Source organism: Mycobacteroides chelonae, assembly GCF_016767715.1.
In the GTDB taxonomy this organism is placed as follows: Bacteria; Actinomycetota; Actinomycetes; order Mycobacteriales; family Mycobacteriaceae; genus Mycobacterium; species Mycobacterium gwanakae.
In genome coordinates, this window is sequence record NZ_CP050145.1 from 4,265,626 (window position 1) to 4,287,043 (window position 21,418).

Below are 21,418 nucleotides of genomic sequence, written 5' to 3' on the forward strand. Positions count from 1 at the left end.
GGTGCCACGGAGGCCGTTGACACCTTCCCGATGCCGCCGCACCATCGGAACATGCGCTTGGCCCAGGACTGTAGGTAGGCGCGCGATTTCGTTTGCGCGCTGCCTGTTTCAGCCCATCTCCCGCCAAACGAAGGCCTCTCCGCATGTCCGCTTCCGCCCATCAGCTCACCGTCAATGGCAGATCTCTTCAAAACGCCGAATCTCACGGCCTCGAGCGCGACGCCGTCGGCTCCTGGGGCGTCTTCGCACAGGGATTGGCAGCGGCAGCCCCCAGTGTCGCGGTCGCAACGGTGCCATTTTCGCTGTTCGTAGCGGCCGGCAAGGGTGCCGCCTGGGCCGCGGTGATCGGCCTGGTGGCAGTGATCCTGATCGCCACCACCATCAGCTTTCAAGCCAAACGGACCGTGTCCTCGGGCTCGCTCGGCACGTATGCCGGCAATGGATTGGGCCCCGGTGCCGCGTACGCCGCCGGATTCAGCCTGCTCATCGGATACATCACCTTCGCGACCACCGGGACTCTCGGCGGCGTGCTGTACTTCGAATCCTTCCTTGACGCAATCGGAATCCACTCGGAGGCAACGTTCTTCAAGCTCGCGCTGGTCGCCGTCGTCGTCGCGGTCGCTGTCTATCTGCCCTACCGCGGCGTCTCCATCTCCGCGAAATATGAGCTCGTCTTCGAAATCATCGCCACTGCACTGATTTTGATCATCATTGTGGCCTCGTATGTCAGCTACGGCTGGCGCATCGACACCGAGCAGTGGTCGCTGTCCAACTTGGGTAACAGCACCACCTTCATCGCGGCGGTCACCGCGGTCGGTGCGTATGCGGGATTCGAGAGCGTGGCGTCCCTCGGCGCCGAATCACGCGACGCGCACCGCACCATTGCCCGCTCGCTGCTGCGCGTTGTGCTGATCATCGGCGTGCTCTACATCCTGGCCACCTACCCGCAGATCCTGCAATTCCGGAACATCGACGGCGACAGCGCGATACTCCCCCAGGTAGCTACGAATTCCGGTGTGGCATGGTCGATCTACCCGATAAGCCTGGCGGTGACCATCGCGTTCATCGTGTTCGTCACCGCCGTCATCAACTCTGCGGCGCGCGGGCTGTTCACCCTGGCCCACGAGGGAGCGCTTCCAGCTACACTCGCCAGGGTCCACCCCGTCTACAAGACCCCTGTCGCCGGCATCTTCCTCATCGGAATCATCGCGGCGGCCTTCTCCGTCACCGCCACCCTCAGCTCGGTAGGCCGCTTGGTCTTCGACGTGTACGGAAACTACGTGGCCAACTGGGGCTTTCTCACCAGCTATCTGCTGGTGGTGGTGGCCACCCCGATCTGGCTGTACCGCATCAGAGCACTCACGCCCGCCCGGCTGACGGTGTCGATAGCGGCCACCCTGGCCATCGGGTATGTGATCTTCAGCAATTTCTACCCGGTCCCCGCTTTTCCGTTCAACATCCTGCCGCTCATCTTCGGCGCGATTCTGCTCGCCGGGCTGCTGCGCTACTGGTACCTGCGAGCCCGGCGACCCGAAGTCGCGGCCCGGATCGGCTCCATCCAAACACTTTCCGATTCCGAGAGGGAACGGCTGACCGAGCTCGGCATCCTCGAAGTCCTGCACGAGGAACCGGCCGCCGAACCCGAAACCGCTGATTCAGGAGTTCTCGTCAAATGACCATCGCCGCCTCTTCGCCCACCCGCGCCTATCTGGGAGTTGGCGACACCGAGTTCGCCGCGTGGACGCGGGTCGCTCAACGCGCCGCCGAAGAACTGGCAGCCACCGCGCTGGAAAGAGATCGTGCCAACCAGAATCCCGTCGCCGAGATCGGGCTGTTGCGCGAGCACGGGCTACTGTCCTTCGCCACGGCCCACGAATTCGGTGGCGCCGGAGGAAGTCTGACGCAGGCGCTGCAGCTCAGCCGGATCATCGCGGCGGCCGACGGGTCCATCGGCCAGCTGCTGGTCTACCACTACTCCAACGGCGTGTGGACCCATATCCTCGGGTCTGCGGCTCAGCGCGAGCACATCGCGCGCGGGGTCGGCGAGCACGGCTGGTTCCAGGGCAGTGTCAGCAATCCACGCGATCCGGGCATCACGGTAACCCCGACAGCGCAGGGATACCTGGTCAACGGCAAGCGCACCTTTGCCACCGGGGTCGCGGTGGCCGACCTGATCACCGTGCTGCTCTACGAACAGGAGCCGATCAACGCGATCATCCCCCGCGACCGGGAAGGCCTGCGGTTCAACGACGATTGGGACAACCTCGGGCAGCGGCTCACCGCAAGCGGCAGCGTCGAATTCGACAATGTGCTGTTACGCCACGACGAGGTGCTCACCGGACTTGAGGAGTACGGTGACCGCCGCGAGCTCCGCGACGGACTGCGGGCGTTGTTCAGCCAGTTGATCTTCGTCCACCTGTATCTCGGGATCGCCGAGGGCGCACTCTCCGCCGGTGTCACCTACATCAAGGACAAGGGCCGTCCATGGCCCGAGGCGCATTCCACGGAGGTCACCGAGGACCCGTACCACCAGCAGCTGCTGGGGCGCCTGTCCGCAGGGGTGTCCGCCGGGATCGCCCTGGCCGATGCGGTGACCCGAGAGTTCGAACAGACCCTGGCGTCCGGACACGAACTGTCCGCGGACCAGTGGGGTGCGCTGGCGGTTCGCGTTGACCAGGCCAAGTCCATCGCGACCGAGGTGGCCTTGGATGTGACGCACAACATCTTCCAGGCCACAGGGGCTCGGTCGACGGCCAATTCCGTTGGACTGGACATCTATTGGCGCAACGCCCGCACGCACACCACCCACGATCCGCTGCCCTACCGGCAACGCGAGATCGGCCGATATCTATTGACCGGTGAGTGGCCCTCACCACGCAGCCTCAACGGGCTGGGACGCCTCGCCGAGGCGACACAGGGCAAGCAATCGTGACGGATATCCGCTTCCTGCAGACCTCCGAGGAGCGCGAGCGTGCCTTCGCGGTGTTCTGGCGGGCCATGGTCGGGCTGCCACCCCTGGGTGATCTCGCGACCGACGGATTGCTGGAACCCGGGCGGTATTTGGGAGCGTTCGACGGCACGGAGCTGGTCGGCGGGGCCGATTCCTACACCAGCTGGCTCACCGTCCCCGGCGGTTCGCGGATTCCTCACGCCGCCGTCACACATATCGGCGTGCTACCCACCCACACCCGGCGCGGAATCCTCACCACTTTGGTCTCGCGACAGCTCGCCGATATCGCGGGACGAGGCGAGGCCGTCGCCAGCCTGCGCGCCTCCGAAGCGGTGATATACCGACGCTTCGGCTATGGGGTGGCAACCAGTAGCGCGACCTATCGCATTCAGCGGCGACGGGCCCTGCCACAGAGCCCCACCGACTCCGGTTCGATCACCCTGCTCGATGCGGCGGCGTCACCTGAAGTGCTCGCCGCGATCTACGACCGTGCGGCATGGACCGGGGCGGTGGCACGTCCACCGCAATGGTGGCGACTACACGAGCTGATCGATGCGTCCGCCCCGGGCAAGCCATATGTGGTCACTCATCCGGACGGTTACGTGAGATACCGCCCGCGCGACACCGCCGAGTGGTTCGCCAGCAGCGTACGCACCATCTCCGTCGACGATCTTGTCGCGCACAGCGATGACGCCTACCGCGCGCTGGTCGGTCACCTGTTGGATCTGGACCTTGTCGACGTCATCGAGATCGGCCCCCGCCCCATCGATGACCCGCTCCCCCACCTGGTGACCGATCCCCGCTCGGTGACGGTCACCGGCGTCCGCGACGAGACCTGGCTCCGGCTTGTCGATGTCGAGGCGGCGTTGGCAGCGCGCACGTATGCGGACACGGCACCGGTGGTGATCGAGGTACGCGACGACCTGCTGCCACACAACTCGGCGCGGTTCGCGGTGGGCGCGGACAAGGTTCGGCGTACCCAGCACACCCCCGATGTGTCACTCGATATCGCCGCTCTCGGTTCGGTGTATCTCGGCGGAAATTCGTGGACGCAACTGGCGCGTGCCGGACTGGTGTCCGCGCAGTCCGCGGGGGCGATCACCTCCGCTGACGCCCTGTTCTCCACCGGTGCACAGCCTTTCGCCGGTACCAATTTCTAGGAGCGCACTGTGACTGATGGTCTTCGCCAACTTCACCTCCTTGCCTTCGGCAATGTGCGCTCGGGCGGCGCGTGGCGACTTCCCGGCGTGCGGAACGGTCCCGCGAATCAGCTCGATACTCTGGTCGCCACCGCGAGAGCGGCCGAGGCGGCCAAGTTCGATGCCATCTTCTTCGCCGACGGCCTCAACTTCGGCCCGGAGGCCACCTGGGCGCACAAGTCCACCGAGGACTTCGAACCACTCACGGCCACCTCATACCTGGCCGCCGTCACCGAACGCCTCGGCTTGGTCGTCACCGGCTCATCGACCTTTCAACCGCCGTATCACCTAGCACGCCAACTGCTATCGCTGGACCACCTCAGCGCGGGACGCGCCGGGTGGAACCTGGTGACGAGCTTCGCACAGGCCGCCGCCGCCAACTTCGGCGAGCGTGGCTTCCTCCCGCACGACGAGCGCTACCGTTTGGCCGAGGAGACTCTTCAGGTGGTGAAGGCCCTGTGGCATTCTCTGGAGGCGGACACCGTCATCGAAGACCGCGCGACCGGAATCTACAATGATGTCAACAAAATTCACGTGACCAATCACGACGGTGAGTTCCACAAGGTCAAGGGCCCACTGGGCGTCACACCCTCCCGCCAGGGGCAGCCGGTGATCTTTCAGGCCGGATCTTCCACCACAGGTAGAGCGTTCGCCGCCAAACATGCTGAGGTTGTCTTCACCGGGCAGACCGATATCGACCGCGCGAAGAGCTTCTATCGACAGCTCCACGACGAGGCCCGCGCCTCCGGGCGGTCCTCGCTCCCCTTGGTCACCCCGTCTCTCGGCGTCGTTGTCGGCTCCACCGAGGCCGAAGCACATGCCACGGAAAGCACTGTGTACGAACACTTCATCCCCGAATATCAGGCGGGATGGCTCCTCGAAGTGGACGTCAACGTCATCGGCGCCGACCTGGACGGTCCCGTGCCCGCGTCCGCGTTCCCGGACAGCACCGAGACCCATCAAACCGCGCTCGCTGGATACAAACACCTTGCCACCGTGGGCAATCCAACAGTTCGCGAGTTCCTCTACCGCACTCTGAACGCGTTCGGCACTCGCTTTGTCGGTTCCGCGGAACAGGTGGCCGATCAGATCGAACGGTGGTTCACCGAACGTGCGGCCGATGGATTCATTCTGAGCACGTCCGGGCTGCCCGGCCAGTTCGAACTGTTCACCGAACAGGTGGTGCCGATCTTGGTGCGCCGTGGCATCTTCCGCGCCGAGTACACGGGAGCCACGCTGCGCGACCACCTGGCCTTGCCCTGGCCCGCCGCGGTGCGTACACCCGCTCTGCTTGCCTGAGCACTAATCCTCAGCGCCGACTTCGCGCAGCGTTCCGTCCTTGACGTCGTAGATGAATCCGCGCACGCTGCCCTTCCGCGGGACAAACGGGTTGGCCTTGATCCGCGCCAGGGACTGGCGGACGTCTTCGTCCAGATCGGTGAACGCCTCGGCCGACCACGGCGGTTTGATACCGGTCTCGTCCTGAATCGAACGTTTGAAGGCGTCGTCGGTGAAGGTCAGCATGCCGCAATCGGTGTGGTGGATGAGAATGATCTCCTCGGTTCCCAGCAGCCGCTGCGAGATGGCCAATGACCGGATCTCGTCCTCGGTGATCACCCCGCCCGCATTGCGGATGACGTGCGCGTCACCTTCGTGAAGACCAAGCAGACCATACGGATTCAGGCGCGCATCCATGCACGCGACAACCGCGACCTTGCGGCCCGGTGGCAGCGGCAGATCACCCTTGTCGAAGTGGGCCGCATAGGCCCGCGCGTTGTTCAGCAGCTCGTCAGTGGTCGACATGGCGCGAAGCTACGCGCGAGCATATACATGGTCAACGGTTACGAGCGGTCTGATCCCAGATGTGATCGCACACCCTCAACAAGTACTCACGGACGCAGCCGTACGGCGGATGCCAACCACCGTTCAACTCGGACATCGCATCGCGAACCAACCCGCGGACTTCGCCGTCCGGGCGGACGGCAAGTAGCTCGCCGGGCGCAACAGCGAAGGGCACGGCGGAGCTCGAACCCACGATCTGCAGCACCGACAGTCGCTCGCGCGTTCGAGGTCCGAACATGGCCACACTTTGACGTTCGAGTTCGTCATGGAATTCCTGCGCGCTGAGAATTCCTTCCCGCCAACGACTCCCGTCAAGGATCTGCCCTATGGACAACACCTCGCCGATATAGCTGCTGATCAATCCATTAGTGACCACCAAGAGTTCCCGGTGTTCGGAATCCAGCGCGGCGCCGAGATGCGCTGTCAGCAAGTTCAATTCGGACTGACTGGCGCCGGGACGGCGCTGCACAGGAGTCACGGACTTGACAAGCGCTGTCAGCTCAGCAAGCTTCGCGACGATCTCGGCCATCGTCGGTGGTGACGAGCGGATATCGCGCCCCCAGGTTCGGGCATGCGGGCCCATCTCCTGCTCGGCCAGGTACATGCCCTGCTCAAGATTCTCGTGATGTAGATACGAGTACAGGTCCGGCCACATCGTCCGCGAATCGATGTCGAGCCGGAACACACTTCCCGCTCGTGCTTCATCGGACTGCCCGGTGTACAGATAGAGGCAGCCGGCATAGCCGTTGCCGGTATCGGCGATCGGCGCGAACTGGGTCGAATCGTCGGCGACACCCAAGTCTTCGGCGGTATCTGTCTCATCAAACCATTGCGCGATGGTGCGAGCAGTCTCACCCCAGCGATCGCCGACGCCAATATCGCTGGTGCCCAACAGGTTCGTACTGAAGTGGTAGCTCTCCCAGCCATCAGCCACACCGAGGAACTCACGGTACTGCGGATCTAACGGACGGCCGAGCCGTTCCTCGGTAGCGCGAAGTTGTTCCTCAGTGGCACCAGGATTTGGGTGGGTCACCGGATACAGTCCGTCGTCCACCGAGGCATGCCGCTGCTTGTTGTCGATCATTGCGTCGAGTAGTTGACGCCAAGCGTGCATTCCAACTGGTTCCGCCACGTTTCCCCCTCTACCGGCCAGCAGATTACGACGGGCCCCCCGGCCCGCGACAGATCAGAAGTTGATCATGTGCCCGGCGAGTCCATGGAACGCCTCCTGCAGCGCCTCGGACAGCGTCGGGTGAGTGTGCACGTTACGAGTCAGCTCATTGACTGTCAGATCCCACTTCTGCGCGAGCGTCAGCTCGGGCAGAAGCTCGGAAACATCGGGACCGATCAGGTGCCCGCCGATCAATTCGCCGTACTTGGCATCGGCGATCAGCTTCACGAATCCGGTCGGATCGGCGAGGCCATGCGCCTTGCCGTTCGCGGTGAAGGGGAACTTGGCGACCTTGACGTCGTAGCCCTCGGCGCGGGCCTGCTCCTCGGTGAGCCCGAAGCTGGCCACCTGAGGCTGGCAGAAGGTGGCCCGCGGCATCATCCGGTAGTCGCCCAGTTCTAATGTTTCTGCGCCGGCGATGGTTTCGGCGGCGACAACAGCCTGCGCCTCGGCGACGTGAGCCAGCTGCAGCTTGGAGGTGACGTCACCGATCGCGTAGATGTGCGGCACATTGGTGCGCATCCGCTCGTCAATGGCAATCGCGCCGCGGTCGGTCAGCGCGACACCCGTCGTGTCCAAGCCAAAGCCCTCGACGTTCGGCGCAAATCCGATGGCTTGCAACACCTTGTCGGCGACGAGCTCGCTCTCCTGCCCGTCCTTGCTGACCTTGACCGTGACCTGCGAGCCATTGTCGGTGATCGACTCGACCTTGGTGCCCGTCAGGATCTTCACGCCCAGCTTCTTGTACTGCTTCTCGATCTCCTTGGACACCTCGGCGTCCTCGTTGGGCAGCGCGCGCGGCAGGAATTCGACGATGGTGACGTCCACGCCGTAGTTCTTGAGGACGTATGCGAACTCCATACCGATGGCCCCGGCGCCCGCGATGATGATCGATCCCGGCAGCTCGCGGGTCATGATCTGCTTCTCGTAGGTGACCACGTTCTCCGAGAGCGAGGTCCCGGGCACGAGCCGCACACTGCTACCGGTGGCGATGATCACATTGGAGAAGGTCAGCGTCTCGGTGGCGCCGTCGGCCTTCTTGACCGCCAGAGTGTTGGCATCGGTGAAGGTACCCACGCCTTCATATTCGGTGATCTTGTTCTTCTTCATCAGGAAGTGCACACCGGCCACACGCCCCTCGGCGACCTTACGGCTACGGTCGAACGCGGCACCGAAATCGAACGTGGCCTCACCGCTGATGCCGAATGTCTTGGCTTCCTTGGTGAAGATGTGGGCCAGCTCCGCGTTACGCAGCAGCGCCTTGGACGGGATACATCCGACATTGAGGCAGACTCCGCCCCAATACTTCTCCTCAACAATGGCTGTGGTCAGGCCCAACTGGGCTGCGCGAATAGCCGCGACATAGCCACCGGGACCGGCTCCGAGAACGACGACGTCATAGTGTGCAGTCACGAGCTCCACACTAGTAGGACGATGTCAGGTGAGGAGCGTCAAGCCCGGTCTCGATACTGAATGCCCCAACTGCGCAGCGGTTCCGGGCACAGTGACTGAACTCCGGGCACCGAAGGTGCGGTGCACGCCACATAGCCGTACTTGACACCGGCGGCCGCCACCGAGATCGCGGGCGCCGTCAGCACGGCAAAAGCGAGGGCGACCACTATGGGGAGCGGTTCGACCATGGCCAACAGCAGCGCGACCACCACGCAGACAAACACCCAGATCAGAACGTAGGTGACCGCGACCGTCCGGTCGTTCGGCAACAGCGTCTCGAACCAGTGCTGGTACAGCAGCAGTCCGATCGCCCCGGCGGGAATCCACACCGCCAGCAACAGCAACAGCAATACCCAGCGCTTCAGGAAGGCTGGTTCCCGTTCGGCGGGCACCCGTACCGGCTTCGCCGGTTCGTCGGCGAGCACCGGAACCGCGCCGGTGTAGGGATCGGGCGTCATCGATTCGGCCGACGTGACCGGCATCGCGCCGGTGCGGTCGCTAGCGACATCAAACGCTGCGGTCAGCGGCAACGCATCGGTGTCGATGCGGCCGGTGGTCACCAGGTCTTCGTCATCCTTGAACGCCGAGAACGCGGTGAAGGTGGCGGTATCCAATCCGTCTCTGGTCCTACCGCCATCGATCGGCACGGCCAGCGGATCGGCCAGGTCGCCCTCGACGATGCTCGGCTTCTCCGTGTCGTCCACAAGCTCGGCTTCAGCGCTCGTCTTTTCGACGGTGTTTTCTGCATTTTTGTCAGACACTGTGAATCACCTGTATCGCCGCAAGAATCCCGAACCACCCGGGAGAAATCGCCAGCACGAATGCCGCCGCAGCCGTCATCCATTTACGCGTGGATGCGATCAAGATGAAGAAACCGATCAAGCTCGGTACCGCGACAACGACGCCAATGAAGAGGTCGGGCCGCACTGGTTCGTGCGCGATGAACACGCTAGACATCCCAGCGACAAGTCCAACTGCTATCCCCAGCAGCATCGCGCTGGCTACAACCTGCGCGCGTGGCAGTGGTATCACGAGAAAACTCCTGCTCGGTGTTCTGTCCGCCCCCGGGCCACCTTCGACCATACTGCGATCACTGGCACACTGGCTCAAATGACATCGGCGCGCCGCTCCCTGGACCCACATCTCTGGCTCGAAGACATCGGCGGCGACGAGCCGCTGAACTGGGTACGCGAACACAACTCGATAACAACCGGCGAGTTTTCCGGTGCACGTTTTGACCAAATGCGGGCCGAGGCGCTGGCCATTCTCAATACCGACGCACAAATCCCGTATGTACGTCGGCGAGGCGAATTCCTCTATAACTTCCGACGCGATGCCAACAACGCCCGTGGCCTTTGGCGGCGAACCACTTTGGATCAATACCGTCTCGATGAACCCGAATGGGATGTCATCATCGACCTCGACGCCCTGGCGGTCAGCGAGGATGAGAACTGGGTCTGGGCGGGTGCCACGGCACTACGCCCCGAGTTCAACCGGGCGTTGGTGAGCTTGTCGCGCGGCGGATCCGATGCCGTGGTGGTACGCGAATTCGATCTGCAAACACGACAGTTCGTGACGGACGGTTTCGTGTTGCCCGAGGCCAAGACTCAGATCGGTTGGATCGACGCCGATACCGTGTTCGTAGGCACCGATTTCGGGCCCGACAGTCTCACGGATTCGGGATATCCCCGTCTGATCAAGCGCTGGAAGCGCGGACAGTCCCTCGATGATGCGGAACTGGTTTTCAGCGGCGAATCCTCGGACGTGATGGTGGGCGCGAGCTTTGACGACACACCCGGCTTCGAACGCACCCTGATCAGCCGGGCCACCGACTTCTTCAACTCCGAAGTACACGAGCTGAGTGTCGATGGCGAGCTGCTGCATATCGACGTCCCCACCGATGCCTCGGTGTCGGTGCACCGCGAATGGCTCCTGGTCGAACTCAAGTCGCCGTGGCAGTTGGACGGCGCCGAGCACTCCGCCGGGACCCTGCTGGCCGCTCGCTATGCCGATTTCCTCGCCGGGGACCGCACCGTCACTCCGGTGTTCATTCCCGATGAGCATGCGAGCCTGCACCACTACGCGTGGACGCGGGAACGGCTTACCGTCGTGATCCTGCGCGACGTGGTCAGCGAGATCATGGTGTTCACCCCGGGCAGCTGGGACTCCGAACCACTAAGCGGTGTGCCCTCCAACGCCACCACGCAGATCGTCGCGATCGATGACCTCGGCGATGAGATATTCCTTGACACATCGGGTTTCACCCAGCCGTCCACACTGCTACATGGCACAGCAGGCACCGCGGGGGCCTCAGTATCCCCCATCAAATCGGCACCGTCCTTTTTCGACGGCAGCTCCTTTGACGTGACCCAGCACTTCGCACGGTCAGACGACGGGACCGCAATTCCTTACTTCGTCGTGCGCCCCAGCGGATCCACCGAAGCGGGACCCACCTTGCTCGGCGGATACGGCGGTTTCGAGGTCTCCAGGACTCCCGGCTATGACGGCGTGCTAGGCAAACTGTGGCTGTCCCGCGGCGGCACCTACGTGCTGGCCAACATCCGTGGAGGCGGCGAGTACGGTCCGGTATGGCACACCCAGGCGATGCGCGAAGGACGTCATCTGGCGTATGAAGACTTCGCCTCTGTTGCAAGGGATTTAGTGGAGCGGGGCATCACCACCGCGGCACAGTTGAGCGCACAGGGAGGCAGCAACGGCGGCCTGTTGATGGGCGTGATGCTCACGGCATACCCGGAGCTGTTCGGCGCGCTGGTGTGCCAGGTGCCACTGCTGGACATGCGGCGTTACCACCTGCTACTTGCCGGCGCCTCCTGGGTGGCCGAGTACGGCGACCCGGACAATCCTGATGATTGGGAGTTCATCTCCAAATACTCTCCGTACCAGAATATTTCGCCCGGGAAGCACTATCCGCCCGTTCTGGTGACCACCTCGACCCGCGATGACCGCGTCCACCCGGGGCATGCACGCAAGATGACCGCCGCGCTCCAAGAGGCCGGACAACCGGTCTGGTACTACGAGAACATCGAGGGTGGCCACGGCGGTGCGGCCAATAACGACCAGTCGGCATTCAAGGCGGCCTTGGCCATCGAGTTCCTCTGGCGCCAGCTCACACCCTGACCCGAAATCTCAGGGCGATCCCCGATGCGGCCGCGGTGGGCGGAGCAGACAATGGCTCCATGAGCGAATCCAACACCGTTCCACCATGGGTCAACAAGATGGTCAGGGGCCTGCTCCGCAGCCCGCTGCACCCTGTGCTCAGCGGCAACATCGCGTTGTTCACCTTTACCGGACGCAAGAGCGGCAAGGAGTACAACGTGGCCGCCACCTACATTCGCGACGGCGATGTACTGACCGTCTTCACCGACAGGGCCTGGGCCAAGAACCTGCGCGACGGGCGCCCCGTCACCGCATTGGTGCGCGGCAAGCGGCTCGATGGCACAGCCCAGTTGTCCACAGGCCCCCAGATCGCCGGGCCACTGGCCGACCTGCTGCACAGAGTGCCACGCGATGCCAAGTACCACAACGTGCGGCGCAACGCGGACGGCAGCTTCAACCAGTCCGATATCGACCGGGCCGCCGCTACCGAAAGCATGGTGACCGTGCGCCTGTCATGACCCACGTCACTTAACGATGGCGACAGTCTCGCAAATCACGCCACCCAGCCAGACAAGCATCAGCGAATCACACACTTACACGCATGCAGTTTGCTCGATAGGTTTTTCGCCTCGTTAACCACCACTCCACCCGATCGCAAAACCGCAGCTCACAGGTGCTAACTACTGCAAGCACTATAGGATTCGATTCTTAATTTCCCAGTTCAGAGGCGGGGGGAAACTGAGGGATGGAACCGTGCCATCGGGCGCCGTTACCGAAATCGAGACCTATCCGTGACCGTCGCGGGTTGTTGCCGTTAGGCGTGCTCGGCTAGCTTGGTAGCTAGCTGAATTATTGGCCTTGGCAAAGTTGCCTGGCGGGCCGTAGTTATTGACCGACATGACACGAGCGCATTGCAGCGCTTCCTGATGTTCGGTAGTTGGAGCCAGATTTCCGTGAGGTGCACGATGAGAAACGACTTGTTCATCGGCTTGAGTGAGAACGGGTGGGACCGTGCTCCGTGGGATACCGAGCCAGAGTTTTCGCCCACCGAGCTAGACATCCTGCTGGATCGTCGGCTGTCCGTCAGTGACGCCGCCGAACGTGTCGGCTGCGTGGAGCACGACGTGCAGCGCATCCGCGACGCACACGCTGCCTGACGTTCACGTCAGCGCCGCAACAAACCGCCCACTAGCCCCGACACCACACCCACCACGATCACCAGGCCACCGGCCGCCATCGTAAGGCTCAGCCAGTGGTGGGCATTGCCGACCGCCTGGGTGACCAGGCTGTCGGCAACATCACGCAGATTGTCGTTGACCCGGTTCAATGGCCGATCCAGGTAGCGCCGCCCGATCTCCAGCCCCGCCCACCCGGCCGTGCCCACCAGTAGTGCCGAAATGCCAAGCCCAACAAGGCCCTTGGCGCGGCTACGGACCGCCAACTGAGTCAGCCCCGCGAGAACGAGGGTCAAACCGAAGGATATCCACACGGCAAGCTGACCGAATCGCGCCACCGGCACCAAACGACCCGGCGTCAGACCTGCCAGGCTGTCGTCGGTGACCGAGACCTTCAGGGTCTCCGGCGCTTTGATGGAAAGCCCCTGCGGCACCAGGCTCTTGATCATGGGCGCCACATCGATCTGCCAGCTGCCCTGCGAATCACGTTGCGCCGAGTTCGAGTTCGTGAACAACCACTGGTGCGCCATCCGATTCACCGAAGCGAAGTCCGCACGGAACTGCGGGCCACCGGCGTACGTGGCGGTCAACTCCGCGACCTGGGTCTCGTTGACACGCGAGCCCTGCTTCTTTCCCAGCGACACGATCTGGGTGGCGAGTTCCCCGGCAATCGCCCGCTGCACCCTCGGGTCGTCAGCCGCCGGCGCGGTCAACGCCACATAGCCGTTCTCATCGACAATCCGGGACTGTGTCCAGGCTGCCGTCACCGTCAGAGCCAGCGCGGCAGTGGTCAGCAGCCACAGCAGGACCGCGAACAGGAATCGCATCGAGCCCAGGTTAGTCCGGCCGTCCGCACCGAGGCGACTTCGGGATCTGGAACCGGGGGTCGGCGGCGGGATCTAGTCCGTGAGCGCGCGACCCAGGATCAGTGGATCGGCCTGACCGACGACGTCGACATCCTTGTCGTCGTAGTCGAACTTGCCCAGAACGTGCCGCATCGCGCTGACGCGGGCCCGCTTCTTGTCATTGCTCTTCACCACGATCCACGGCGCGTGATCGGTGTCGGTGAGCGAGAACATCTCTTCCTTGGCCCTGGTGTAGGCATCCCACTTGTCCAGGGAGGCCAGATCCATTGGTGAGAGCTTCCACTGACGCACCGGGTCAACCTGCCGGATCGCGAAGCGGGTGCGCTGCTCGGCGGAGGACACCGAGAACCACAGTTTGGTCAGGCTGATGCCGTCGTTGACCAACATCTGCTCGAAAAGCGGTGCCTGGTGGATGAATTCGGAATGCTGCTCGTCGGAACAAAATCCCATGACGCGCTCGACACCGGCACGGTTGTACCAGGAGCGGTCGAAGAAGACCATCTCGCCGGCAGCCGGCAGATGCGGAACATACCGCTGGAAGTACCACTGGGTGCGTTCCCGTTCGGTCGGCTTCTCCAGCGCGACCACGCGGGCACCACGGGGGTTGAGGTGCTCCATGAACCGCTTGATGGTGCCGCCCTTCCCGGCCGCATCACGCCCCTCGAAGAGGATGACGTGCCGGGCGCCGGTGCGCTTGCTCCAGTTCTGCAGCTTGAGCAGCTCGATCTGCAGCAGCCGCTTCTCCAGCTCGTACTGATGGCGGCTCATCCGCTCGTCGTACGGGTAGTTCTCTCGCCAGGTGTCCACCGCGACGCCGTCGGGCGCGATGAGTACCGGATCGTCATCGTCATCGTCGTCGACGGTGTAGCCCTGCGCAGCGGCGGTAATGGTCTCGGTCACCAGCGGAAACTAACCCCGGCAACCGTCGCCAGGGTGGCCGACGAGTGAACGTGAGGTGTCAGCGGCGGAAGGGGCGCAGTGCCTTGTTCGAGAGCTTGGTAAGGCTCTTGAGCGCCACCGGCGCCAGCCAGCTCGGTCCGCTGTACCACAGCGGCTCACTGGGCAGCGTCACCCGGGTGTCGACGATGGCCTCGGTACGGCAGTACTTGAGCAGACCGCTGGCGCCACCGAAGCGCGAGCCCATCCCCGAGCCCTTCCAGCCACCGTGCGGCGCGGTCAGACAGGACAGGTTCATGATCACGTCGTTGATGTTGACGGTACCGCAATCAAGTTGCAGTGCAATGCGTTCGGCGCGCCTTCGGTCCTTGGTCCAGACGCTGGCAGACAGCCCGTACTCGCTGTCATTCGCCAGGGCGATCGCCGTGGACTCCTCGGAGAACCGCATGATCGGCAGCGTGGGACCAAAGGTCTCCTCCCGCATGCAGTCCATGGAATGGTCCACGTCGACCAGCACGGTCGGAGCGTAGAAGGTACCGCCGCCCGGAACCCGCGCGCCGCCGGTGAGTGCCCGCGCACCCGACGCAACTGCTTGGCGCACATGCCGATCCACGACCTCGAGCTGATTCTCGTCGATCATGGCGCCGACGCTGTGATCCATCCCGGCGCCGATCTCCAGACTGCGCACCTCGTCGACCACCAGGTCGACAAACTGTTCGTAGATCGAGTCGTGGACGTACACCCGCTCGACGGAGACGCAGGTCTGACCGGCGTTGAACATGCTGCCCCACACCGCGGCATGTGCGGCACGTTTGACGTCGGCGTCCGCGAGCACCAGCATCGGGTCCTTGCCGCCGAGTTCCAGGCTGACCGGGGTGAGGCGGCGCGCGGCGCGCTCCATGATCTTCTTGCCGGTGGCCGTCGATCCGGTGAACTGGATGAAGTCGACGTTGTCGATCAGTGCCTCGCCGACCTCACGTGCGCCGTGGACAATCTCGAACACCGGCGGCGCTCCGATTTCCTCCCAGCCGCGTGCGATGAGTTCATCGGACAGCGGCGTGCGTTCGGAGGGCTTGAGCAGCACCGAACAGCCCGCCAACAGGGCCGGGATCACATCCCAATATCCAAGTGCCACAGGATAATTCCATGGTGAGATGACTCCTACGACCTTGCGGGGCCGCTGATGCAGGGTGATCTTCTTGGTGTTCATGGCGATGGACGAGGCCGGCCGCGACTCGGGTGTTAAGAATTCCGCCGCACGAGGCGCGTAGTACGCGATGATCGCGAGAATCGATGGAATCTCGATGCCCGCGTCGATCTTGGACTTACCGGTCTCGGCGATCAACTGGGCCTCGATACGCGGCGTGTTGTCGGTCAGCCACTGCGCGAAGCGGGCCAGTACCTTGCCGCGTCCCTCGGGCCCGAGTCGCTCCCACGACGGCTGCGCCTTCGCCAGTTGTGTGGTGATCACGGGGATATCCGCGGGATCGGTCCAGTTCACCTGCCCGACGACCTGCCCGTTCGCGGGATTGCGTACGTCGCGGGCGGCGCTGTGGGCGGTGCCGAGGTTTTCAGACGTCGTTGTCATTAGAGGAGTCTGGCACGCGGGGACCCACGTCGCCATCCCCACTAGTTGGTTGGAATCATCCCGCGCAGGTAGGCGGCTTGACCCAGGTGCTGGGCACAGTCGTCCACGATGCTGACCAGCCGGACACTCGCGGTGACCGGCGGATCCCAGTGCTGATCGACAACACGCGCAAGTTCGGAATCGGTCAGGGTGTCGACATAGCGCAGTGTCATTTCGTGCACGTCCTGGTAGTAGCCACTGAGCAGGTCGACCGTCGCGATCACCTTGGCCACATCCTCGGGCGTGTGCCCGTATCCGTTGGAGTCGGCGGGCAGGTCGAGGCCGAATCTCGGCTCCCATCCGCGGGCCGTCCACACCGGCTCGGCACCCGTGATGGCACAGATCTGCACGTCCTGACAGCGCGCCGAATGCCAAATGAGCCAGGCGATGCTGTTCGCGTCCGGCGTGGGCCGATAGGTCACCGCCGTATCCGATAGACCATCGGTCACCTCACCGACATGTTCGATGATCCGGGTAAAGCTGTCACGCAACAGTTCCCGCGCAGACGCGGCTGCCTCGAAGTCCGTCACGGTTTGACGGTACGCCCGGCCTTGGGCGCCGTCTTGGTCGCGGGCGCGCTCATCGTCAGCGCACCTGCCGCACAGCCACAGACGAGCACCGCGAAGATGGGCAGCAGCAAGGCGGTGTTGAGGGACAACGCATCGGCAAGCCAACCGATGAGGGCCGGCCCACCCAGCACCGCGACATAGCCGGTCCCGACCACCCACGACAGCACTCGGCCCTCGTGTTGTTCGTCGATATTGCCCGCCACGGTGAATACCTGCGGAACGCCACCGGCAAGCCCGAGGCCCACGGCCGCCCAGCCCGCCATGGTGAGAGGCAGCGCCGGAGACGCGATGACGGTCAGCAGACCGACCGCGGCCAGCGCACAGCCCCAGCGCAGGACCAGTACCCGGCCAACTCGTTCGACGAGCTTGTCGACGGTGAAACGGCCCACTGTCATCGCCGCCATGAACACGCCGAATGTGAACGCACCCCATGAATGGGAGGCGCCCAGGTGCTCCTGTGCGTGCAGACTGCTCCAGTCGGTCGCCGACCCTTCCGAGAGCATCAGCAGCATGGCCAATACGCCCAGGAGAAAGACCTGACCCCGGCGGCAGGTGACCGCGGGCGGCAGCGTGTACGGCACGGTGTCCGGCGCTTCGGCCTCACCGACGCGCAGCTTGTCCTTCAACAGCACACTGGCCGACGATCCCAGCACCACCAGGCACAGCACGGTGACGCCGAGGACCGTGACGAAGACCGGCACGTGCACCGCGAACGCCACGGTTCCGATACCGGCGCCCACCACATTGCCCACGGAGAACACCCCGTGGAACGAGGCCATGATCGGCCGACCGTAGAAACGCTCCACGTCGACCGCGGCAGCATTCATCGCGACATCGGTGACACCGACGGCGACACCGCACAGGAACGCGCCCGCTCCGGCGATCCACACATTCGTGGCCGACAGCGGGATATTGACGCCAAGCGCCATCGCGGCGCCTCCGGCAACGGCGATGGGCCCGCTGCCGAATCGGTCGACAAGCACACCGCTGATCAGCATGCCCACCAGCGCGCCGCCACCCAAGACCAGCACCACCAGACCCAGCGCCGTCGAGGACATCCCCGTGGCCTGCTTCATGGTCGGCAGGTGCACAGCCCAGGTGGCCACCACGAGCCCGAACGATGCGAATACACCGATAACGGCAATCCGCATACGCAGCGGTTTCGTCAAGAAATAGTCCTCACCTCGGCGTTGAGCCGGCGATCACGCCCCCACCGCGACCTCGGCGAGCAGCACTCACCGGTACCTGCTGACCACAGTACTGACCCTGACCACGACGGGCCGCAGCAGCGCCACATCGCCTTCGCCCAATATATCTCTTGACATTCATATGATGCCATGGTGATATGTATCCATGGACGCCTTCATGGTGATCGCCGACCCGACCCGACGCCGGATCATCGACACCCTGCGCGAAGGAGCAGCCGATGTCACCACGCTGATCGAACGACTCGATGTTTCGCAGTCCCTGGTGTCCAAGCACCTCGGCGTCCTGCGCGATGCCGGCACGGTTCGCGTGGAGGTCGCCGGGAAGCGCCGCGTCTACCACCTGGCCGACGATCCCTTGCCCGCCGTACTGGCCTGGGTAACGCCCTATCACCGCAAGTGGGCCAACGCGTTCGATCGCCTCACCCATCTCATCGACAACGACGCCGACGATCATGACAACACGAAGGACGACAACCGTGACTAATCCCCTCGATGCCACCCTCGCGCCGTGCGACGACCACGACGGCAAATGGGTCCTGACGATGTCCCGCGAGTTGAACCATTCGCCGGAGAAGGTGTGGCAGTGGCTCATCGACCCCGACAAGTTGCGTCAGTGGTCACCCGCAATACCCGATCGCCCACTGGACTCGGTGGGAGCCGCTCAGGTCCAGGAGACCCCGGCAGATCCGATACTCGACGGTGAAGTGCTCACCGTCGACCCGCCGCACGAGCTGATCCATCGCTGGGGCCCCGACGACACCCTGCGCTGGCGAATCGAGTCCACAGAGAAGGGATGTCGGCTGACCCTCGAGCACTCGATGTCCGATCGGGGTAACGCGTCGGGAAATGCCGGCGGTTGGCATATCTGCCTGGACACTCTCACCCTCGCCGTCGACGGGACACCGCGCGGCCGCGTGGTCGGCCTCGATGCCATGACTCACGACTGGCAAAACCTCAACGACAGGTACGCGAGGATGCTCGGCTGAGCGCTCAAAGAATTTGCTGAAAATCCTCGAACATACTGCGGGCGAGTCAGCTAATTTAGATACGATTCTGCGTCTAAATTAACCGTTGACCAGGCACTACAAGCGCAGTGGTCAATATGCTCGCTTCGGCCGATTCACTCCCATCGGGTATGGCGTAAAAGCTTTGCCTTACTTACTCTCATGCCACCGCATTCGGCAACGGCGCCGAAAGCACAGGAGGGGTCCTGATGGCTGCGCAGCATTCGGTTTTGGGGAAACGTCGCTCGCTCAAACGCTCGGTGGCCGCCACCGCGGCGGTGGCGGCGGCCTGCACCGTGCTGGCACCGGTCGCCATCGAGTCGCGAACCATCGCTTCGACGCTCGCGTCCTATGTCATCGGAGTCGGCGGCCGCGGCGACGGCGCAGGCGCGAACATTCCCGCCAAGCTCGGCGGCCTCAACGGCTTCTACGACCCTTCTTCCGACGCATACGTCCCCGTTTCCTATCCGGGGACGATGTGGCCCGTCGACGGCCTGCGGGACAAGACCTTTCGCCAGTCTGTCACTGTGGGGCACACGGTACTGGCCCACGAGATTGCGACCCATCCGGGGCAGAAGGTCATCATCGGCTACTCGCTCGGCGCGGTAGTCGTCAACGAGTCACGCAAAGACCTCGAAGAACAGTACGAACCCAACGGAAACCCGGATATCCAATTCGTCCTCATCTCCAACGCTTACAAGCCCAATGGGGGCATTCTGGCCCGCTTCCCTGGTATCTGGATTCCGGTCATGGATATCTACTCGACCCAGCCTGCGAAGCCGGACATCTTCACCACCACGGACATCACCAACGAATACGACACAATCGGCGACTTCCCGGCCTACTTCAACCCGCTGGCCATCGCCAATGCCCTTGTGGCATTTCCGTATACACATCCGGACCAGTTCTATGACGGCACCGATCTGAATAACTACGACGACGCGAAAGCCGTTGCCGACAAGACCCAGATCGACGGCAGCACGACCAAGTACTACTACGAAGACGGCACGACCAAGACGGTGGTCACCAACGCGAACGGCTCCACATCCACCTACTACGTCGTGCACACCGAACATCTCCCGCTGCTGCAACCGCTACGCGATCTCACCAACCCGATAGGCGCCTCCTTCGTACTGGACGCCATCGAGCCCACCCTGCGGGTGTTCATCGACATGGCCTATGACCGCGAGACCAGCCCGGGCACCGTAAAACCGTTCAGTCTCTTCACCCCATCGAAGAAAATCGTCGATGCAGTCAAGAAGCTGCCCGGTGCCATCGAGGAAGGCGCCGAGAATTTCCAGAACGGACTGCCCGGGACTGCGGCGCCCAAGCAACCGGCACAGGTCGACAAAACCGCCAGTCCCGCTGCTCCCCAGGTTGATTCCACAAGGGCCACACCGCCCGCGGCCCAGACACCCGCACCCACCAAGCTCTCCGATCCCACCGCAATCGCGGTCAGCGCAAGCACCGTGCCCACCACGCAGGCCAAGATAGAAACGGGGACCAAACCCGAGGCCACGCCCGACGAGAACCCGGACCATGGCAAGCCTGCCGTCGCAACCGTCAAGGACGACATCGACACGTCGAAAAACACAACGAGGCCAACCCTGCGCCTTCCGAAGCTTCCCGCGTCACGCCCCGGAACGACACCTAAGAATCCGAAACTCCCGTCAATCAGAGAAGGCCTCACGTCGATACCGGGCCTGGGCGCCCGCAATGCGCCCGACGCCACCGGCACCGGTTCGGGGCCCAGCAAGGAAACCGTCAGCGCCGGAAATGGCGGTACTGCCGAATCCGGCGCCCACGCCGGCCCCAGTGACCACTCGGGCGATCACGGCAAATCCGGGGACAACCATTCCGGGAGCAACGCGGCCTGACCCGACCGCCGCATCACGAATCAGCCAGATCAAAACCTCCGCGTTCTCGCGCGGAACCGAGTCAACGTGCCAAGACTGGGCGGAACATGCGCAAAGATGGCTGTGATCAGGGCTTTCGCACCATCAATGCCCTTCCGGAGCGGGGCACATCCCGGAGTATTGGGACCCAAAATGCGGGATCGCACTGGGTCGACGGCAGGTAAGTAGCAACCCCTCAGAGTGATGTACGCATTCCTCATGTGGGCGCCTGGCACTGCGTCGCCTAGACTGGGTGAATGCCAGCCAAGACCGAACCAGCCGCGATCGACGACCTCGAGCCGCTGGCCGACGAGACTGCCCACCAGGCGCAGCGCGTCGTGGCCGCCTACGCGAACGATGCCGACGAGTGCCGCATGCTGCTCGCGATGCTGGGTATCGGGCCAACCAAGGTCGACGCGTAACTCATACGTCTCCTCGCGATTCGT

General features: G+C 63.5%; 21 protein-coding genes. 11 read left to right on the top strand and 10 right to left on the bottom strand.

Annotation, left to right across the window (positions count from 1 at the left end):
- Nucleotides 1–143 precede the first annotated feature (143 nt).
- From HBA99_RS21050 to HBA99_RS21065, 4 genes are read left to right on the top strand one after another with little or no spacing between them, the layout of a single operon-like run.
- A complete protein-coding gene (locus HBA99_RS21050; RefSeq protein ID WP_070952008.1) occupies nucleotides 144–1,676 on the top strand; it encodes an APC family permease in 1,533 nt (510 codons plus the stop codon).
- Complete coding sequence (locus HBA99_RS21055; RefSeq protein ID WP_070952007.1) at nucleotides 1,673–2,932, top strand: acyl-CoA dehydrogenase family protein; 1,260 nt, start codon at nucleotides 1,673–1,675, stop codon at nucleotides 2,930–2,932. The genes HBA99_RS21050 and HBA99_RS21055 overlap by 4 nt, the downstream gene beginning before the upstream one ends.
- A complete protein-coding gene (locus HBA99_RS21060; protein WP_070952006.1) occupies nucleotides 2,929–4,110 on the top strand; it encodes a GNAT family N-acetyltransferase in 1,182 nt (393 codons plus the stop codon). The genes HBA99_RS21055 and HBA99_RS21060 overlap by 4 nt, the downstream gene beginning before the upstream one ends.
- Nucleotides 4,111–4,119: 9 nt before the next feature.
- A complete protein-coding gene (locus HBA99_RS21065) occupies nucleotides 4,120–5,448 on the top strand; it encodes an NtaA/DmoA family FMN-dependent monooxygenase (protein ID WP_070952005.1) in 1,329 nt (442 codons plus the stop codon).
- A 3-nt stretch (nucleotides 5,449–5,451) separates the two neighbouring features.
- Here HBA99_RS21065 and HBA99_RS21070 read toward each other — a convergent pair whose 3' ends face one another.
- The 5 genes from HBA99_RS21070 to HBA99_RS21090 are packed head-to-tail and all read right to left on the bottom strand — an operon-like array spanning nucleotide 5,452 to nucleotide 9,646.
- Nucleotides 5,452–5,952, bottom strand: a complete 501-nt coding sequence (locus tag HBA99_RS21070) for a beta-class carbonic anhydrase (RefSeq protein ID WP_030096356.1) — start codon at nucleotides 5,950–5,952, stop codon at nucleotides 5,452–5,454.
- A gap of 31 nt (nucleotides 5,953–5,983) precedes the next feature.
- Nucleotides 5,984–7,123, bottom strand: coding sequence for an SMI1/KNR4 family protein (locus tag HBA99_RS21075; protein WP_131821701.1), 1,140 nt, complete (start codon nucleotides 7,121–7,123; stop codon nucleotides 5,984–5,986).
- A gap of 54 nt (nucleotides 7,124–7,177) precedes the next feature.
- Nucleotides 7,178–8,575, bottom strand: a complete 1,398-nt coding sequence (gene lpdA, locus HBA99_RS21080) for a dihydrolipoyl dehydrogenase (RefSeq protein ID WP_046256037.1) — start codon at nucleotides 8,573–8,575, stop codon at nucleotides 7,178–7,180.
- A 38-nt stretch (nucleotides 8,576–8,613) separates the two neighbouring features.
- Entirely contained in the window at nucleotides 8,614–9,375 is a 762-nt protein-coding gene (locus tag HBA99_RS21085) for a hypothetical protein (protein ID WP_030096353.1), read from the bottom strand.
- A complete protein-coding gene (locus tag HBA99_RS21090) occupies nucleotides 9,368–9,646 on the bottom strand; it encodes a putative holin (protein WP_030096352.1) in 279 nt (92 codons plus the stop codon). The genes HBA99_RS21085 and HBA99_RS21090 overlap by 8 nt, the downstream gene beginning before the upstream one ends.
- 78 nt (nucleotides 9,647–9,724) lie before the next feature.
- On the opposite strand from HBA99_RS21090, the gene HBA99_RS21095 reads away from it, so the two are divergent.
- The 3 genes from HBA99_RS21095 (at nucleotide 9,725) to HBA99_RS21105 (ending at nucleotide 12,888) form a co-directional block, all read left to right on the top strand.
- Complete coding sequence (locus HBA99_RS21095) at nucleotides 9,725–11,752, top strand: prolyl oligopeptidase family serine peptidase (protein WP_070952004.1); 2,028 nt, start codon at nucleotides 9,725–9,727, stop codon at nucleotides 11,750–11,752.
- Between the two features lie 59 nt (nucleotides 11,753–11,811).
- The gene (locus HBA99_RS21100) at nucleotides 11,812–12,249 is read left to right on the top strand and encodes a PNPOx family protein (protein ID WP_070952003.1); all 438 of its coding nucleotides are present in this window, start codon (nucleotides 11,812–11,814) and stop codon (nucleotides 12,247–12,249) included.
- 447 nt (nucleotides 12,250–12,696) lie between these two features.
- Nucleotides 12,697–12,888 (top strand): hypothetical protein, encoded by a 192-nt coding sequence (locus tag HBA99_RS21105; RefSeq protein ID WP_046256038.1) that lies wholly within the window; start codon nucleotides 12,697–12,699, stop codon nucleotides 12,886–12,888.
- A gap of 8 nt (nucleotides 12,889–12,896) precedes the next feature.
- Here the strand turns inward: HBA99_RS21105 and HBA99_RS21110 are convergent, their stop codons facing one another.
- The 5 genes from HBA99_RS21110 to HBA99_RS21130 form a co-directional block, all read right to left on the bottom strand.
- On the bottom strand, nucleotides 12,897–13,733 hold the full coding sequence (locus tag HBA99_RS21110; RefSeq protein ID WP_070952002.1) for a hypothetical protein: 837 nt from the start codon (nucleotides 13,731–13,733) through the stop codon (nucleotides 12,897–12,899).
- A 72-nt stretch (nucleotides 13,734–13,805) separates the two neighbouring features.
- On the bottom strand, nucleotides 13,806–14,672 hold the full coding sequence (gene ppk2 / locus HBA99_RS21115; protein ID WP_030096347.1) for a polyphosphate kinase 2: 867 nt from the start codon (nucleotides 14,670–14,672) through the stop codon (nucleotides 13,806–13,808).
- Nucleotides 14,673–14,730: 58 nt separating this feature from the next.
- The gene (locus HBA99_RS21120; protein WP_057964354.1) at nucleotides 14,731–16,257 is read right to left on the bottom strand and encodes an aldehyde dehydrogenase family protein; all 1,527 of its coding nucleotides are present in this window, start codon (nucleotides 16,255–16,257) and stop codon (nucleotides 14,731–14,733) included.
- 41 nt (nucleotides 16,258–16,298) lie between these two features.
- On the bottom strand, nucleotides 16,299–16,826 hold the full coding sequence (locus HBA99_RS21125) for a mycothiol transferase (protein WP_057968103.1): 528 nt from the start codon (nucleotides 16,824–16,826) through the stop codon (nucleotides 16,299–16,301).
- Nucleotides 16,823–18,016: an MFS transporter gene (locus HBA99_RS21130; protein WP_064409670.1), complete on the bottom strand. Its 1,194-nt coding sequence runs from the start codon at nucleotides 18,014–18,016 to the stop codon at nucleotides 16,823–16,825. Before HBA99_RS21130 ends, HBA99_RS21125 begins: the two co-directional genes overlap by 4 nt.
- A 202-nt stretch (nucleotides 18,017–18,218) precedes the next feature.
- On the opposite strand from HBA99_RS21130, the gene HBA99_RS21135 reads away from it, so the two are divergent.
- The 4 genes from HBA99_RS21135 (at nucleotide 18,219) to HBA99_RS21150 (ending at nucleotide 21,394) form a co-directional block, all read left to right on the top strand.
- Nucleotides 18,219–18,557 carry an ArsR/SmtB family transcription factor gene (locus HBA99_RS21135; RefSeq protein ID WP_064409671.1) on the top strand — a complete coding sequence of 113 codons (339 nt, stop codon included), beginning with the start codon at nucleotides 18,219–18,221 and terminating at the stop codon, nucleotides 18,555–18,557.
- A gap of 58 nt (nucleotides 18,558–18,615) precedes the next feature.
- Nucleotides 18,616–19,059, top strand: coding sequence for an SRPBCC family protein (locus tag HBA99_RS21140; protein ID WP_057968141.1), 444 nt, complete (start codon nucleotides 18,616–18,618; stop codon nucleotides 19,057–19,059).
- A 227-nt stretch (nucleotides 19,060–19,286) separates the two neighbouring features.
- Nucleotides 19,287–20,954, top strand: a complete 1,668-nt coding sequence (locus HBA99_RS21145; RefSeq protein ID WP_070952001.1) for a PE-PPE domain-containing protein — start codon at nucleotides 19,287–19,289, stop codon at nucleotides 20,952–20,954.
- A gap of 275 nt (nucleotides 20,955–21,229) precedes the next feature.
- Nucleotides 21,230–21,394, top strand: a complete 165-nt coding sequence (locus HBA99_RS21150) for a hypothetical protein (RefSeq protein ID WP_044105041.1) — start codon at nucleotides 21,230–21,232, stop codon at nucleotides 21,392–21,394.
- The last annotated feature ends 24 nt before the right edge of the window (nucleotides 21,395–21,418 follow it).

What these genes read in the sequence shown, in the direction of transcription:
- HBA99_RS21050 (WP_070952008.1), top strand. Translation starts at nt 144, where the DNA reads ATGTCCGCTTCCGCCCATCAGCTCACCGTCAATGGCAGATCTCTTCAA.
- HBA99_RS21055 (WP_070952007.1), top strand. Translation starts at nt 1,673, where the DNA reads ATGACCATCGCCGCCTCTTCGCCCACCCGCGCCTATCTGGGAGTTGGC.
- HBA99_RS21070 (WP_030096356.1), bottom strand. Translation starts at nt 5,952, where the DNA reads ATGTCGACCACTGACGAGCTGCTGAACAACGCGCGGGCCTATGCGGCC.
- HBA99_RS21095 (WP_070952004.1), top strand. Translation starts at nt 9,725, where the DNA reads ATGACATCGGCGCGCCGCTCCCTGGACCCACATCTCTGGCTCGAAGAC.
- HBA99_RS21100 (WP_070952003.1), top strand. Translation starts at nt 11,812, where the DNA reads ATGAGCGAATCCAACACCGTTCCACCATGGGTCAACAAGATGGTCAGG.
- HBA99_RS21105 (WP_046256038.1), top strand. Translation starts at nt 12,697, where the DNA reads ATGAGAAACGACTTGTTCATCGGCTTGAGTGAGAACGGGTGGGACCGT.
- HBA99_RS21110 (WP_070952002.1), bottom strand. Translation starts at nt 13,733, where the DNA reads ATGCGATTCCTGTTCGCGGTCCTGCTGTGGCTGCTGACCACTGCCGCG.
- HBA99_RS21120 (WP_057964354.1), bottom strand. Translation starts at nt 16,257, where the DNA reads ATGACAACGACGTCTGAAAACCTCGGCACCGCCCACAGCGCCGCCCGC.
- HBA99_RS21130 (WP_064409670.1), bottom strand. Translation starts at nt 18,016, where the DNA reads ATGCGGATTGCCGTTATCGGTGTATTCGCATCGTTCGGGCTCGTGGTG.
- HBA99_RS21135 (WP_064409671.1), top strand. Translation starts at nt 18,219, where the DNA reads ATGGACGCCTTCATGGTGATCGCCGACCCGACCCGACGCCGGATCATC.
- HBA99_RS21140 (WP_057968141.1), top strand. Translation starts at nt 18,616, where the DNA reads ATGTCCCGCGAGTTGAACCATTCGCCGGAGAAGGTGTGGCAGTGGCTC.
- HBA99_RS21145 (WP_070952001.1), top strand. Translation starts at nt 19,287, where the DNA reads ATGGCTGCGCAGCATTCGGTTTTGGGGAAACGTCGCTCGCTCAAACGC.
- HBA99_RS21150 (WP_044105041.1), top strand. Translation starts at nt 21,230, where the DNA reads ATGCCAGCCAAGACCGAACCAGCCGCGATCGACGACCTCGAGCCGCTG.